This window comes from Flavobacterium sp. GW823-FHT06G12, assembly GCF_058794775.1.
The window spans coordinates 615,326-629,546 of record NZ_JBXAHE010000002.1 but is presented as its reverse complement, the minus strand read 5'-3'; the positions used below and the strand labels follow the sequence as shown (position 1 = coordinate 629,546).

16 protein-coding genes are annotated in these 14,221 nt (G+C 32.1%); all 16 read right to left on the bottom strand.

What is annotated here, in order from left to right; all coding sequences use genetic code 11:
• Window positions 1–8: 8 nt before the first annotated feature.
• The 16 genes from lolB1 to AC1Q5Z_RS09575 all read right to left on the bottom strand — a co-directional run bounded on the left by lolB1 (window position 9) and on the right by AC1Q5Z_RS09575 (window position 14,219).
• Complete coding sequence (gene lolB1, locus AC1Q5Z_RS09650) at window positions 9–788, bottom strand: lipoprotein insertase outer membrane protein LolB1 (RefSeq protein ID WP_492444526.1); 780 nt, start codon at window positions 786–788, stop codon at window positions 9–11.
• A gap of 12 nt (window positions 789–800) precedes the next feature.
• The gene (locus AC1Q5Z_RS09645) at window positions 801–2,153 is read right to left on the bottom strand and encodes a tetratricopeptide repeat protein (RefSeq protein ID WP_343588971.1); all 1,353 of its coding nucleotides are present in this window, start codon (window positions 2,151–2,153) and stop codon (window positions 801–803) included.
• Window positions 2,154–2,199: 46 nt separating this feature from the next.
• Window positions 2,200–3,216, bottom strand: coding sequence for a sugar phosphate nucleotidyltransferase (locus AC1Q5Z_RS09640; RefSeq protein ID WP_198855026.1), 1,017 nt, complete (start codon window positions 3,214–3,216; stop codon window positions 2,200–2,202).
• A 64-nt stretch (window positions 3,217–3,280) separates the two neighbouring features.
• On the bottom strand, window positions 3,281–3,715 hold the full coding sequence (gene dut / locus AC1Q5Z_RS09635; RefSeq protein ID WP_198855027.1) for a dUTP diphosphatase: 435 nt from the start codon (window positions 3,713–3,715) through the stop codon (window positions 3,281–3,283).
• Window positions 3,716–3,742: 27 nt separating this feature from the next.
• Entirely contained in the window at window positions 3,743–5,203 is a 1,461-nt protein-coding gene (locus AC1Q5Z_RS09630; RefSeq protein WP_278019975.1) for a lipopolysaccharide biosynthesis protein, read from the bottom strand.
• Window positions 5,204–5,298: 95 nt separating this feature from the next.
• Entirely contained in the window at window positions 5,299–5,745 is a 447-nt protein-coding gene (locus AC1Q5Z_RS09625) for a GNAT family N-acetyltransferase (protein ID WP_198855029.1), read from the bottom strand.
• Window positions 5,746–6,407: 662 nt separating this feature from the next.
• Window positions 6,408–7,268 carry an ATP synthase F1 subunit gamma gene (gene atpG, locus AC1Q5Z_RS09620; protein ID WP_492444522.1) on the bottom strand — a complete coding sequence of 287 codons (861 nt, stop codon included), beginning with the start codon at window positions 7,266–7,268 and terminating at the stop codon, window positions 6,408–6,410.
• A gap of 88 nt (window positions 7,269–7,356) precedes the next feature.
• On the bottom strand, window positions 7,357–8,934 hold the full coding sequence (atpA, locus tag AC1Q5Z_RS09615; protein WP_111368389.1) for a F0F1 ATP synthase subunit alpha: 1,578 nt from the start codon (window positions 8,932–8,934) through the stop codon (window positions 7,357–7,359).
• A 27-nt stretch (window positions 8,935–8,961) separates the two neighbouring features.
• On the bottom strand, window positions 8,962–10,494 hold the full coding sequence (locus tag AC1Q5Z_RS09610) for a hypothetical protein (protein WP_198855031.1): 1,533 nt from the start codon (window positions 10,492–10,494) through the stop codon (window positions 8,962–8,964).
• Between the two features lie 9 nt (window positions 10,495–10,503).
• Window positions 10,504–11,040, bottom strand: coding sequence for an ATP synthase F1 subunit delta (gene atpH / locus AC1Q5Z_RS09605; protein WP_286968049.1), 537 nt, complete (start codon window positions 11,038–11,040; stop codon window positions 10,504–10,506).
• 4 nt (window positions 11,041–11,044) lie between these two features.
• The gene (locus tag AC1Q5Z_RS09600) at window positions 11,045–11,545 is read right to left on the bottom strand and encodes a F0F1 ATP synthase subunit B (protein WP_198855033.1); all 501 of its coding nucleotides are present in this window, start codon (window positions 11,543–11,545) and stop codon (window positions 11,045–11,047) included.
• Between the two features lie 90 nt (window positions 11,546–11,635).
• A complete protein-coding gene (gene atpE, locus AC1Q5Z_RS09595; RefSeq protein WP_008465835.1) occupies window positions 11,636–11,833 on the bottom strand; it encodes an ATP synthase F0 subunit C in 198 nt (65 codons plus the stop codon).
• A 34-nt stretch (window positions 11,834–11,867) separates the two neighbouring features.
• Window positions 11,868–13,043, bottom strand: coding sequence for a F0F1 ATP synthase subunit A (gene atpB, locus AC1Q5Z_RS09590; RefSeq protein WP_198855034.1), 1,176 nt, complete (start codon window positions 13,041–13,043; stop codon window positions 11,868–11,870).
• Between the two features lie 118 nt (window positions 13,044–13,161).
• Entirely contained in the window at window positions 13,162–13,554 is a 393-nt protein-coding gene (locus tag AC1Q5Z_RS09585; RefSeq protein WP_343588894.1) for a hypothetical protein, read from the bottom strand.
• A 58-nt stretch (window positions 13,555–13,612) separates the two neighbouring features.
• A complete protein-coding gene (locus AC1Q5Z_RS09580; protein WP_095930601.1) occupies window positions 13,613–13,840 on the bottom strand; it encodes an AtpZ/AtpI family protein in 228 nt (75 codons plus the stop codon).
• A complete protein-coding gene (locus AC1Q5Z_RS09575; RefSeq protein WP_198855036.1) occupies window positions 13,818–14,219 on the bottom strand; it encodes a bactofilin family protein in 402 nt (133 codons plus the stop codon). Before AC1Q5Z_RS09575 ends, AC1Q5Z_RS09580 begins: the two co-directional genes overlap by 23 nt.
• Window positions 14,220–14,221 lie beyond the last annotated feature (2 nt).

Genomic DNA, 14,221 nt, shown 5'->3' with positions numbered 1-14,221 from the left:
TTGCAAATTTACTTAATTGTAACTTTTTTATAACCGCTTGGTACACTATACGGAAAAGAAAGTTCTTCATTAAATGAAATATTGTTGTAATTCAAGTTAATGCTTGTCTTGCCTTTTGGCTGAACTGCATTGATTTCTATACTTGTAGGCAATGTTCCCTGATCAAAATTTTTAGCTTCTGAATAGGCAATTTGCAATGTTCTGTTTTCTGATGTCTGAGAAATCTCTTCTTTCTGAATTAAATATTTTTCCCCATCTAAGAAAAAGGTTTTCTTTATGTTGGCATCTTTATCTTCATCTAATCTGAATAGATTTTCTACAATAGTTTGCGTATATTTTCCTTTTCTTAAATCATCAAAAGCTTCTCCAATCAATAGATTTTGAACTTTGGTATAATCTAAATCTGTTCCAAGCCATTTGCTCAAACTTGTAAAATCTCCTTCATAATAAGTACTATTAATTTTTTCATAATAACTTACTGCCGAAGGTGTTATCAAAGCTTTTGCCATTGTAATTCCTAAGAAACGAACGCTTATTAGAATCTGTTTGTCTTTTTCAATTCTGATTTCTGCCGTAACATTTTGGCTTTGTTTTTCATCAGCATATCTTGCGCTCGCTTTTATGTATAAAGTAGAAAAATCTAACTTATTGTCATAATGTTTTTCGATTACTTTTTTGTCTTCTTTTGGCGCAATTGTCTGGCTCGTATTTCCTTGCACTGCTACTGCTTTCGTTTTACAAGAAATTACAGCAATAGATAATGCTAGTATTGATATATATTTTTTCATTTGAATTCTCTTTTATTTTTTCTTCTTTAATACTTCATTTGCTTTCAAAAAGTATTCCTCTTTTTTCTTTGCATCTCCCAATCCATTGTATGCCTCTCCTAACTGAATATTAAAATTTGATTCTAATTTTACGTCATCAACCACATAATCAAGACCCATTTCTAAGACGGTTTTTGCATTTTTAAACTGTTTCAACTGATTGCTTCCTAAACCTGCATAGTAATAAAACTGTGGTTGACTTGGGTAAACTTCGATCAGCATCATAGCTCTTTTGGTCATTGGTTCATACTGTTTAACTTGAGAATATGCCTCCAATAATAACATATTGGTCTCAAGGTCAGTATCTGAATGACTCTTTAAATCTTTTTCATAATATTTAATGGCGTTCTCAAATTGTCCTTTACTATGATAAAACTTTCCAATTTCTTTGGCAACATCAACATCTTTATCGTTGTCAAAATAAGAAATGGCTTTTTCTAAATCGGCAGAATACTGTGGATTTTTATTTACATAAATCAAAAATTCATTCAAAGTTCTGTGTTTGATTTTTGAATCGATTTTTGAGCTTGCTAAAATCATATTCATCGATTTTATAGCTTTATCTGCTTGATTGGCATCTAAATATCCTTTAAATGAACTCACTTGACCCCATTCAGAATTAGGAAGTTCTTTTGCCAATTGTTTTGCTACTTCTAGCGATTTTTCATTTTCATTATTTTTCGAATACAAAAAAATCAGATTTACATAATTTGATTCTTCTTTCGGATTTTTTTTAATCTGTTCCAAAAGATTGTCAATTTCAGCATTTTGATATTTTCCTTGAGATAAAATCTGTGTTTTATAAATTTCACGTTCAGCAGATTTTCCGAACTTATCATTCATTTCATTTATCGCGGTCAATGCCTTGTCATACTGATTGGTAATCATATATAACGAAATCAAATCATCTTTATATTCTTCGTCAAAAACAATTATTTTTTGAATAATTTCAATTGCCAAAGGATAATTTTTTGTCTCGTAACTTACATCATAAATTCCAAGCCAAAACCATTTGTTTTTAGGATCAAGCTGTGTTGCTTTTTCAAAAGCATCTTGTGCATTCTGATATTGTTTAAGCGACAAATAGTTTTTTCCTAATTCAAAATAAGCAACTGCATCATTGGGTTTAAGTTTTATACATTTTTCCAATGATACAATGGCTTTATCATAATTTTCAATTCCTTTTTGTTTTAATGATTCATAAAATGAGTCCTGATATTCGTCTGTTGCCATAGCAATATCTTCGGGTTCTGTCTGGGCAAAAACCGAAAATGATGTGCTGAATAAAGCAAAAAATAAAACCGTAAAAACTCTTTTTTTGATCATTTGTAAAAACTACATTTTAAACAAAACGAAACCTTGCTAATTTATTTTATTCTAAAACAGCATAATCTCCAATACTAATACTTGTAAATTTACCATCGTAACTCACATGGTTTCCGATCATTGCATTATCAAGATTAGCATTTTTAATTTGAGAATATGTTTGTATCAAACTGTCTTTAATTGTGCTGTCTGTTACGTGACATCCTTTTCCAAGAGAAACATTTGGACCAATTGTAGTATTCTTCAAAACTACATTTTCGCCAATATAACATGGAGGGATAATTGTTGAATTTTCTAATGTAACACCATAATCAACCAAATGCTCGCCATCATTATGAAGGAAACCTAACATTCTTGTATTAGTTTCAACTGTAACATCTTTGTTACCGCAATCCATCCATTCGTCAACACTTCCTGTTTTGAAAACTTTTCCGTTTGCCATCATAGCTTTGATACCATCATTAATCTGGTATTCTCCACCATTCTGAATATTATTGTCCAAAACATTTTGAAGTTCGTTTCTTAAAATTCCAACTTCTTTAAAATAATAAATTCCGATAACGGCTAAATCGCTAACAAATTCTTTCGGTTTTTCAACCAACTCTATAATTTCATTATTCTGGTTTAGTTTTACCACACCAAAAGCTTCAGGCTGTTCTACTTGTTTCACCCAGATTACAGCGTCTGCTTCTGGATCTAATTCAAAATCTGCTCTAATTAAAGTGTCTGCATAAGCAATTACCGCTGGTCCAGAAAGAGATTCTTTAGCACACATAATAGCATGTCCGGTTCCTAGAGGCTGATCTTGGCGATAGATTGAAGCTTTAGCTCCTAATCCTTTAGCTAAATCTTCTAAACTTGTTACAACATCTTCTCCAAAAAAAGCTTCATCTCCTAAGATAAAAGCAACTTCTTCAATTGGTTCTTTTAATATTTTGGCAATATCTTCAACTAAACGGTGTACAATCGATTTTCCTGCAACTGGAATTAACGGTTTTGGAACCGTCAATGTATGAGGCCTCAATCTTGATCCGCGGCCTGCCATTGGCACAATTATCTTCATTTTTTATTTGATTTTATGGGAAGATTTAAAAAAAATCTTCATTGGGTTTGGTCTTTCTTTTTTATTATTTCACTCCAGTGCTTCCAAAGCCTCCTTCACCTCTTGATGTTTCAGTAAGTGTTTCAACTTCAATCCACTCAGCTCTTTCGTGTTTTGCAATAATCAACTGCGCAATTCGTTCTCCGTTTTCTATTACAAAATCGTCATTAGATAAATTTACTAAAATTACTCCTATTTCTCCTCTGTAATCTGCATCAATAGTTCCTGGCGAATTTAAAACGGTTACCCCTTTTTTTGCTGCCAGACCGCTTCTAGGCCTTACCTGCGCTTCGTAACCAATTGGCAATTCTATAAAAAGTCCTGTTTTTACAATAGTTCTTTCTAAAGGTTTTAACGTAATTGGTTCTATAATATTGGCACGCAAATCCATTCCTGCAGATGCAATTGTTTCGTAATTTGGTAAATCGTGCTGCGATTTATTGATAATTTGAATTTTCATTTTTGAATATAATTTTCTTAAAACGTCTTATTTTCTTTTCATTATTCCTTTTATAGTATCTTTTTCAAAATGGTAAACCATATACATAAAGATTAAAAGAAGTGGAATTCCAACATAATATTTTTCTCTAAATCCGTAAAATGAGATTACTGAAAATACTATTGAAACACCTAAATAAGCACCAATCTTGTTCATATCATAAGGAATCGGATAATATTTATTTCCTAAAACATAAGAAATAAGCATCATACTTCCGTAAGCCGAAATGGTTGCAATTGCAGAACCATAATAGCTGTATTTTGGAATTAAAAGATAATTTAAAATCAAAGTTACAATTGCTCCTACAATAGAAATATAAGCCCCAATTTTTGTTTTATCAGTCAGTTTATACCAAACCGACAAGTTGTTATAAATTCCCAAAAAGAAATTTGCCAAAATAATTAAAGGCACAACTTTCATCGCTTCCCAATACGATTTATTATCTAATAATAAATACTTTAAAAGATCTGCAAAAACAATTACACCCAATAAAATCAATGATCCTAAAATCACAAAATATTTGGTTATAACAGCGTAAGTCTGTGGTGCATTTTCATTTTTAGCATGACTAAAAAAGAATGGCTCAATTCCTAATCTAAAAGCTGTTGCAAAAAGAACCATAAATAATCCTAATTTGTAACAAGCAGAATAAGCTCCAACTTCAGATTTTGCAAGGTTTTCAGGAAGTAAATATCCTAATAGGATTTTATCAAAATGCTCATTTACTGCAAAAGCCAAACCTGCCACCAAAATCGGAAGTCCGTATTTCATCATTTTCTTCCAAAGCACTGGATCGAATTTTCGTCCAAGCGAAAGATAATTTGGAGAAAGCACAATAAAAGTTGCCAAACTTGCTAAAAGGTTTGCAATGAAAATGTAAGCAATCTGGAAGTTTTGTACATATAAATTATCCCAAATAGAGTTCGGATTTGCTTCTGCCAATTTTGGAAGATACATCAGGAAAAATATATTCAGTAATAAGTTTATAACAACATTTCCAATTTTGATTGCCGCATAAACCATAGGTCTCTGATTAGCTCTAAGTTTAGAAAACGGAATTAAAACCAAAGCATCTAAAACTAAAATCCATACCGAATAAGTAATATACTGAACATCGACTTCGGCTAAATTTGCCAATGTATTTCTAAAAATCAAGCCTGCAAAAAGAAATAGAATAGAGGTCCAAAAAATAGAAATAGTAGAAGTAGCAATTACATTTTTCTTATCATCTTCTGCACTGTAAAACCTAAAAAATGCAGTTTCCATTCCGTAAGAAAGAACCACATTAAAGAAAACCATCCAAGACAATACAATCGAAACTTCACCATACTCAGCTGTAGGCAAAATCCCTGTATATAATCTCACTAATAAAAAACTTAGCATTCTTGGTAAAACTGTCGCCAGTCCGTAAATTGCTGTTTGCTTGAATAGATTTTTATATAATCCCAAAATATAATTCTAATAATGTTTATAAGACAAAAATAACCATTTCTTTTGTTTAATGGTGCTTTTGTTGATGCAATAAAGAAAACTTATGATTGTTTTTAGACAGTCATTTTCTTTTCATCTAAAATTTTGACAAAATGAAATCCTTTCGGAGCATAACCCTGATTATAATAAAACCGATGGGCTCCAAAATTTCCTGTAAATGCATCCAAAACTATACTGCTGCAATTCAATTCTATTGCCTTCTTCTCTATATAATCGGTTAACATTTTTCCTATCCCTCTAGATCTAAACTCAGGATTAACAACAAAATTGTCGATTTCTAGATATTTTCCTGTCCAAAGTTTTGTCGCAGACCAACAACCAGTAAGTCCAAGACAAGTATCATTTTCAAATACCGCAATCTGTATATAATTATGCGGAACCATTTCAGAGAGAAATAATTGATATTTTTCAAGTGAAATATTCGGATATAAAAATCGAATCGTATTTATCTGAGCAACCATATCTTCAGCGGTAGTAAGCTCTCGTATTTGTAAAGTCATTGTATAAAAAAGAAATAGAATTCAAAAGTACTTAAAATAAAAACTAAGAAATAGACGTTTAATATTTGAAAAATAAATTAAACTCAATAAAAAAAGAAAAATACAAATTATACTCACACTTAAAACCTTTATATCTAGATAATTATAATGTGTTTTTTATCAAAACATGTGAAATATATAAAATTTAATTAAAAATTATGTAACATTTTTTTTACAGTCTTTATTTAAATTTGTTTCAAAGGGAATGAGAAAGCTAGATACAACCCTTATAAAAAAAGAAGCACTGGGACTGATAAAGCTTGTTTGTTCCCATAAAAGACAAAGCATAAGGGATTGATTCAGCTGCAGTAACCCTAAAAAAACAGAGCACTGGGACTAATAAAGCTTGTTTGTTCCCATAAAAGACAAAGCACAGGGATTGATTCTGCTGAAATGTAACCCTTAAAAAAACAGAGCATTGGGATTAATAAAGCTAGTTTGTTCCCATGAAAGACAAAGCACGCAGAGTTATCTGTCTATTTTTATAAAATGGTAGTGATTCTCAACTTAATTGTAATTTGAGAATCACCATTTTATAAAATTATTTTTAAAAAAGAATAAAACTTCCAATAAAAAGAAAAGCCAGCTAACGCTGGCTTTTCTTTTATATATTACGGAATAAATTATCCATTTAAAGCTTCTGCTCCACCAACGATTTCCAAAATCTCACTTGTAATCGCAGCCTGACGAGCTTTGTTATAAGTTAATTTCAATTGGTTTCTCAATTCAGTAGCATTATCTGTTGCTTTATGCATCGCAGTCATACGTGCTCCATGCTCAGAAGCAAATGAATCACGGATACCTTTGTATAATTGTGTTTTTAAAGACTTAGGAATTAAAGCCAATACAATCTCTTCTTTTCCTGGTTCAAAAATATAATCTCCAGAAGTAGCAGCTACATCAGTATTAATAGGTGCTAACGGTAAAAACTGTTCTACTTGAACAATCTGAGTCGCAGCATTTTTAAACTGATTGTAAACCAATTCAATTCTATCGTATTCTCCAGTTAAAAACTTTTGAGTTAAATTATCAGCAATTCCAGCAACATTTTCAAATGTTAAATGATCAAAAATTGCATTATGATGACCGTGGATTTTATGCGTTTTAGCTAAAGCATCTCCACCTTTTTTACCAATGGCAAAAACGTCAACTTGCTTTCCAGCATAAAACTCTGTACGGTTTTTAATCTCTTTAATAATATTTGAATTGAAAGCACCACATAAACCTCTGTTTGAAGTTACAGCAACTAACAATACTTTTTTTACTTCACGTTGTATAGTGTAATCTCCTCCTATTTCACCTTCTAGTGTAGCAGAAAGATCTTGCAATAACTCCGTTAATTTCTCGGCATAAGGACGCATTGCAGTGATTGCATCTTGTGCTTTCTTCAGCTTTGCAGCAGAAACCATTTTCATAGCCGATGTAATTTGCATCGTCGATGAAACGGAAGTAATTCTATTACGGATTTCCTTTAAATTTGCCATCTATTAATTAGAAAATGTGACAATTTTGAAATTAGATAATTAGAATAATGATTACATTTTCTAATTATCTAATTTACCAATTATCTTATTAGTTATATTTTGCTGAAACTTCTTTTGCTGCTTTTTCGATAACGTCAGTAATAGCGTCATCTAATTTTCCAGCTTTCAAAGCATTAAGTGTATCTTTATGTTTGCTGTTTAAGTAAGCTAAGAAATCTGCTTCGAATTCTTTTACTTTATTAACAGGAACATTTCTTAACAAGTTTTTAGAACCAGCGTAGATAATTGCTACTTGGTTTTCAACTGTATAAGGATCATTTAAACCTTGTTTCAAGATCTCAACGTTTCTTTTTCCTTTTTCAATTACGTTTAAAGTAACAGAATCTAAGTCAGAACCGAATTTAGCAAAAGCTTCTAATTCACGGAATTGAGCTTGATCTAATTTTAAAGTTCCAGAAACTTTTTTCATTGATTTAATCTGTGCATTACCTCCAACACGAGATACAGAGATACCTACGTTAATTGCAGGACGAACCCCAGAGTTGAACAAATCTCCATCAAGGAAAATCTGACCATCTGTAATAGAAATTACGTTTGTTGGGATATATGCAGAAACGTCACCAGCTTGAGTTTCGATAATTGGTAATGCAGTTAATGAACCACCACCTTTTACGATAGATTTGATAGAATCTGGTAAATCGTTCATGTTTTTAGCGATACCATCATCAGCGATTACTTTACAAGCACGCTCTAATAAACGAGAGTGTAAGTAGAAAACGTCTCCAGGGTAAGCCTCACGTCCCGGTGGTCTTCTTAATAAAAGAGAAACCTCACGGTAAGCAACAGCTTGTTTAGATAAATCATCATAAACAATAAGAGCTGGACGACCAGAATCTCTAAAGTACTCTCCAATAGCAGCACCAGCGAATGGAGCGTAAACTTGCATTGGAGCTGGATCAGAAGCATTAGCAGCAACGATAACTGTATAAGCCATTGCTCCTTTTTCTTCTAACATTTTAGCGATTCCTGCTACAGTTGAAGCTTTTTGTCCAATTGCAACATATATACAGAATACAGGTTTTCCTGCATCGTAAAATTCTTTTTGATTTAAGATTGTATCGATACAAACAGTAGATTTTCCTGTTTGACGGTCACCGATTACAAGCTCACGCTGTCCACGTCCAACTGGGATCATAGCATCAACTGCTTTTACTCCTGTTTGTAATGGTTCAGTTACTGGCTGACGGAAGATAACTCCAGGTGCTTTTCTTTCTAAAGGCATTTCATATAAGTCTCCACCGATTGGTCCTTTTCCATCAATTGGAAAACCAAGAGTGTTAACTACACGCCCTACCATTTGCTCACCTACTTTAAGAGAAGCAATACGTTGAGTTCTTTTTGCAGTAGATCCCTCTTTAAGTCCTGTTGATGGTCCTAATAATACAACCCCAACATTATCCTCTTCAAGATTCAATACGATACCTTCCATACCGTTATCAAATTCTACTAACTCTCCATATTGTACATTAGATAGCCCGTAAACACGAGCAATACCGTCTCCAACTTGAAGTACTGTTCCTACTTCTTCTAGCGTAGCACCAGATTCAAAACCTTCTACTTGCTTTCTTAATATTGCTGAAATTTCAGCAGGTTTTATTTCCGCCATAATTATTATTTTTACCTACTTTTACTTTTATTTAAAATTAGAATATAAATCAACTAGATTTTTTAAGCCCTCCAAATTGCTGTAGTCAATTTTTTCTAAATCACTACTAGCAACAGAATCTCCTACATATTCTTTTAACTTACTTAAAAATTTATCTTCTTTACCTTTTTTTACTAAAATCTGAAATCCTTTTTCTTGCTTCGGTACTTTAATCACATAAGTGTTTGATGGTATATCCTGATAGATACTCATCTTATCTGTAACTTGTACTTCTTTAAAATACTTCCAAGATGCTGAAGCTAAAGACACTCCTGCTAAAGCTCCTAAATCAAGAGCTGTATTGTCTTTTGGCGCAACATTTTCAATTTTTACCAAAAGAGCTCTGTATTTTGTTTCTGTATTGTCATCATTATAGACACCAAACATCACGTTTTCTTTTGCTTTGAAATTGAATGTTCTTAAATTTCCTTTTTCATTTGGACCAAAAACCGTTACCAGTTTTCCATCACCACCGCTATCTAAATCTACCATACCATTGCTAGATTTTGGAACAGCGATTCTTTCAAAATCAATAGTTACTTTTCCTTCTGTTTTTTCACCTTTTGGATCAATAGCATATCCTTTTTTATCAAAAATATTAGCTGAATTTTTCTTAGCTTCCTCATATTTAGCCATCTTGTCAGCATTTTGAGCACTTAAAAGTACTTCAGCCTCACTTAAGGTCATAAATTTTTGACCATTTAAATACGAGTTATCTACAACTTCTTTAACTAATCTTTCAGTATCAGCGGCGCTACTTCTGCTTGTATATTCGAAAGATGGTGCATAAGTAAATGTTTTATTTGACTCAGTCAAAGCTACTACCATTTTTCCTCCTCTGTCAACAGCTTTAACCAAAGATCTTCCGCTTAATGACAAAATATCAACATTCAAAACTGGATAAGGAGATGAATCTTGTTTCCAAGAAACAACATATTTTGCTACCACTTTAGACATAAACTCTTTACGCTCTGCATCACTATATTTTGACGTAAAAGCATCTTCAGGAACTTCACCAGAAAAAACCAATTTTTCAGCTGTATGAATTTGGTAATTTAAAGTGGCTAATTGTTTCGCATCAACTTTACCTGCTTCTTTTACTTTTTCTATTTCTGCAGAAATACTCGGGCGTTCTTCAGCAAAAAAAGCATCAAGATTTTCAATACCTTTTGCAGTGAAAATTGTATACTTTTTAGCAAGAAGCTCTGCTATTGCTTTTTTATAATTTAATGTAAAAGACAATAACTCAAAGTTTACCTCTGTTTTTTTAGACCCGTCTAAATTCGTAACCACTAACCAGCTTTTAGAATTTTGAGCATCAATTTTATGTGTTTTCAAATTGGCAACAATCCCTGTCGAACCATCTAATGATGTGTATGTAAATTGTGTACCTGTTTTATCTTTATCAACCTTAGCAATTGCAGTACCGTCAAATAAAATTTTGTTATCATCTTCTTTGATCTTTTGACCAAACGATAGAAATGATATACAGAAAACAAATAAAATTAAAAAATTCCTCATAGGTTAGATTTAGTTTTGGGTTAACTCTCTTTTTAATACTTGTAATCTGTTAGCAACTGAAGCGTTGTACTGATTATCTCCTATTCTTAAAATAAATCCACCAATAATTGAAGGATCTACCACATTTTCAATTGTAATTTTTTTATCTGATAAAGTTGCAACTTTTGCTAAAACTTTAGCTTCTAAAGCAGCGTCCATTGGGATTGCTGTTGTAACTTTCGCTACTTCAACACCATTACTTTCATCAAATAATTTATTGTATTCTAATGCAATTGCATGTAGAATTTCAAATCTTTTGTTTTCGAATAATAAACGGAACAATCCTTTTGTCACTCCATTTACATCTGCAAAAACTTCTAAAAGAGCACCTTCTTTAACTTCAACTGTTGTTGTTGGGTTTTGAATAAATGTACTCAACTCTTCATTAGTCTCAATTACCTTAGCAATTGATTTCATATCGTTATTGACAGCTTCGGCAACACCTTTAGAGTTTGCTAAGTCTAGAATTGCTTTTGCATAACGAATTGCTGCTCTTGTACTTGCCATAATCTTAGTTTAACTTTACGTCACCTAACATTTTCTCAACCAATTTAGTTTGAGATTCTTTGTTAGATAATTCTTCTTTCAATAATTTCTCAGCAATACTTAATGATAGAGAAGAAACTTGAGATTTCAATTCTGCCATTGCAGCATTTTTTTCACTTTCGATAGCAGCTTTAGCTTGTTCGATCATTTTTTGACCAGCTTCTTGCGCTTCGTTTTTAGAATCAGCAATCATTTTCTCTTTCATTTCGCGAGCTTCTTTCAACATCGCGTCACGTTCTGCACGAGCTTCATTCAAAATTCTTTGATTGTCAGCTTGTAAATTTTCCATTTCTCTCTTTGCGTTTTCAGCAGAAAGCAATGCATTTTTAATACCTTCTTCTCTTGCAGTAATAGATTCCATAATTGGTCTCCAAGCAAATTTTACTAAAAGTAAAATCAAAACTACCAAGATTAAAGCTTGCCAGAAGAATAATCCGAATGAAAAATCGTTAATTAACTTATCCATTTTATATAACTATATTAAATATTTAATTTCTTTTTTAAAAGTAACAACATCTTTAACCAACCGTTAAAGATGCTGTTATTTCTCTCTTTATTATTTTCCTAAGATTAAAGCAGCGAATGCTAAACCTTCTAATAAAGCCGCGATAATAATCATCGCAGTTTGAATTTTACCAGCAGCTTCTGGCTGACGAGCAATAGCGTCCATAGCAGATCCACCGATTTTACCTAAACCTAAACCTGCACCGATTACTACTAAACCAGCACCTACTAAAGTTGGAATTGTTCCCATAACTATTTATATATATAAAATTAAACTTCTAAAATTAAATAATCGCAGTTTCATCTTCGTGGTGGTGAGCATGATCATGATCTTGAACTGCCATACCAATAAACAATGATGATAACATTGTAAAGATGAACGCTTGTAAAAACGCAACTAAAATTTCAATAACAGAGATAAACAATGTCAATCCTAATGAGATTGGCAAATCTGCTGCTAAATTTTTTCCAACAAAAATCATTGCGATCAAACTCATAATTACTACGTGACCTGCAGTAATATTTGCGTACAAACGAATTAATAATGCGAATGGTTTTGTTAATGTTCCTAAAATCTCAATTGGAGCTAATATAATTTTCATTGGAACTGGTACTCCTGGCATCCAGAAGATGTGACCCCAATAATCTTTGTTTGCACTAAATTGAGTAATGATAAATGTAAAGGCTGCTAGACAAACTGTAATAGCAATGTTTCCTGTTACGTTGATTCCCAGCGGAGTCATTCCTAATAAGTTCAAGATCCATACAAAGAAAAATACAGTTAATAGGTAACCCATATATTTACGGTATTTTTTCTCTCCAATATTTGGAACTGCAATCTCATCTCTAATGAAAATTACAAGTGGTTCTAAAACTCTACCAAATCCAGTTGGGATTGGTCCTTTTTTATATGATTTTGCTAAACCAGTAAACATTAATAATAATAATACTGATACGAAAAGCATTGAAACAACATTTTTAGTAATAGAAAAATCTAATGGCTTTTCATTTTCTGGATGACCGTGCTCATTAAAAGTAATTGTTCCGGCTGCATCTGTTTTGTAAATTTTACCGTGAACTAATTTGTAGAAGTTTCCATCAACTTCTGCAACTGTTTCTCCAAAGTGGAATTTTGAAGAAGAAAAAACTTTAAGACCACCATCAATTAAAATAACTGGTAATGGAAAACCGTAGTGTTTGTTTTCTTTCTCATCTTGAAAGAAAACAAAATCGTGAGAATCTTGTAAGTGGTGATCAATAAATGCATCAACTTTTGCCTTTGGATCTAGAGCAACGTGCTCTCCTTCTTCGGGAGCATTATGTGAAACTACTTTCTCTTCGTGAGCAGTTTCAGTTTGTACATGCGTCGAATCATTCTCTTGATTTGCAAAACCCATAATAGGTAGAGAAGCTACAAAAGCTGCAAGAATAAAGCTGAGTGGTTTGTTTGAAATCACCATATCGTGGAAAATCTTATTTTTTTACGTTTCTAAAATTTGGTGCAAAGGTACATTTTTTATTAATATTCAAAAGGATATGAAAAATTATTTTTAAACCTTGTTTTAAAGAATTGTTATTTTAACGCTTTTCATTTAATAATCGGGCAGTTAAAAGCGTCTGAAATAACAAAAACAGCACAAATGTTACAAAAAAACTAATTTTTTCAACATCGCTCTGCCCAGTTTTGTTTTTTAAGATTGGCTGCAAAACTAAATAGGCTAATAACATTTGTGTAAAGGTTCCGAATAAAAACGTCATTCCGACGATTTCAAAATTCTTCTTTTTTACTACTAATAATATAAGGTATAATAAAGACGAAATCGCGAAGAAAGAAAAATACAGTAATTCTAAACTGTAATGAAAGTTCTTTGTACTAATTTCACTAAAGAAAAAAATTGCTTTATGAATAATATAAGTCCCTAAAGCAAGGCCAAACAAATAAAAAAACGGTTTGTAATTTTTTAAAAGCATTTGAAATAATTTTTGTGCAAAGATGCAACTTTTATCTCAAGGCTTTTTTATTTACAAACTACTTTGTTTTATTGATATCATTTACTTGTCGGATTACATTATACAATGCAACTCCAACACCGGCTAATACAAAAATGGTGTTATAATATACTTTGGGGCTTGGATGTTTCTCATCGAGCCAAGTTCCGAAATAAGAGAATACAAAAATGATTACTCCCATTTGAAAGGGAATGTTAATAAATGCCAACCATTTATTTCTCCTATTATTGTTCGGCTCCTTTTCCATCTTCTAACATTATAACTGTGTTTGAATGTGCAAGCATCGTGCAGGTTGCTGTAAAGTCGGCACCTGGTTCTATCGAAAGTTTTCCTACTGCAACTTCTCCATGTATTTGAGCAGTCGATTTAATATTAAGGGTTTCTAGAACTTTTATTTTTCCATGAAACTCTCCTTCTATATCTGCATTGTTACAAATTATTTCTCCTTTAACAACTCCTTTTGCCCCAATCACTATTTTGCCTTGCGAAGTAAAATTTCCTATCAATTCGCCATCTAATCTAAAATCGGCTTTAGAGACTATATCTCCTACTATTGATGTTCCTTCAACAATTCTATTTGTTTTTCCTAATTGTTCAGTTCCGTTTTTTTTTACTTTTTCAAACATGG

Coding starts and splice junctions, on each gene's coding strand:
- atpB (WP_198855034.1), bottom strand. CDS start 13,043: ATGGTGATTTCAAACAAACCACTCAGCTTTATTCTTGCAGCTTTTGTA.
- atpG (WP_492444522.1), bottom strand. CDS start 7,268: ATGGCAAATTTAAAGGAAATCCGTAATAGAATTACTTCCGTTTCATCG.
- dut (WP_198855027.1), bottom strand. CDS start 3,715: ATGAAAATTCAAATTATCAATAAATCGCAGCACGATTTACCAAATTAC.
- AC1Q5Z_RS09580 (WP_095930601.1), bottom strand. CDS start 13,840: ATGGAAAAGGAGCCGAACAATAATAGGAGAAATAAATGGTTGGCATTT.
- AC1Q5Z_RS09645 (WP_343588971.1), bottom strand. CDS start 2,153: ATGATCAAAAAAAGAGTTTTTACGGTTTTATTTTTTGCTTTATTCAGC.
- atpE (WP_008465835.1), bottom strand. CDS start 11,833: ATGGGAACAATTCCAACTTTAGTAGGTGCTGGTTTAGTAGTAATCGGT.
- AC1Q5Z_RS09600 (WP_198855033.1), bottom strand. CDS start 11,545: ATGGATAAGTTAATTAACGATTTTTCATTCGGATTATTCTTCTGGCAA.
- atpH (WP_286968049.1), bottom strand. CDS start 11,040: ATGGCAAGTACAAGAGCAGCAATTCGTTATGCAAAAGCAATTCTAGAC.
- AC1Q5Z_RS09610 (WP_198855031.1), bottom strand. CDS start 10,494: ATGAGGAATTTTTTAATTTTATTTGTTTTCTGTATATCATTTCTATCG.
- atpA (WP_111368389.1), bottom strand. CDS start 8,934: ATGGCGGAAATAAAACCTGCTGAAATTTCAGCAATATTAAGAAAGCAA.
- lolB1 (WP_492444526.1), bottom strand. CDS start 788: ATGAAAAAATATATATCAATACTAGCATTATCTATTGCTGTAATTTCT.
- AC1Q5Z_RS09585 (WP_343588894.1), bottom strand. CDS start 13,554: ATGCTTTTAAAAAATTACAAACCGTTTTTTTATTTGTTTGGCCTTGCT.
- AC1Q5Z_RS09575 (WP_198855036.1), bottom strand. CDS start 14,219: ATGTTTGAAAAAGTAAAAAAAAACGGAACTGAACAATTAGGAAAAACA.
- AC1Q5Z_RS09640 (WP_198855026.1), bottom strand. CDS start 3,216: ATGAAGATAATTGTGCCAATGGCAGGCCGCGGATCAAGATTGAGGCCT.
- AC1Q5Z_RS09625 (WP_198855029.1), bottom strand. CDS start 5,745: ATGACTTTACAAATACGAGAGCTTACTACCGCTGAAGATATGGTTGCT.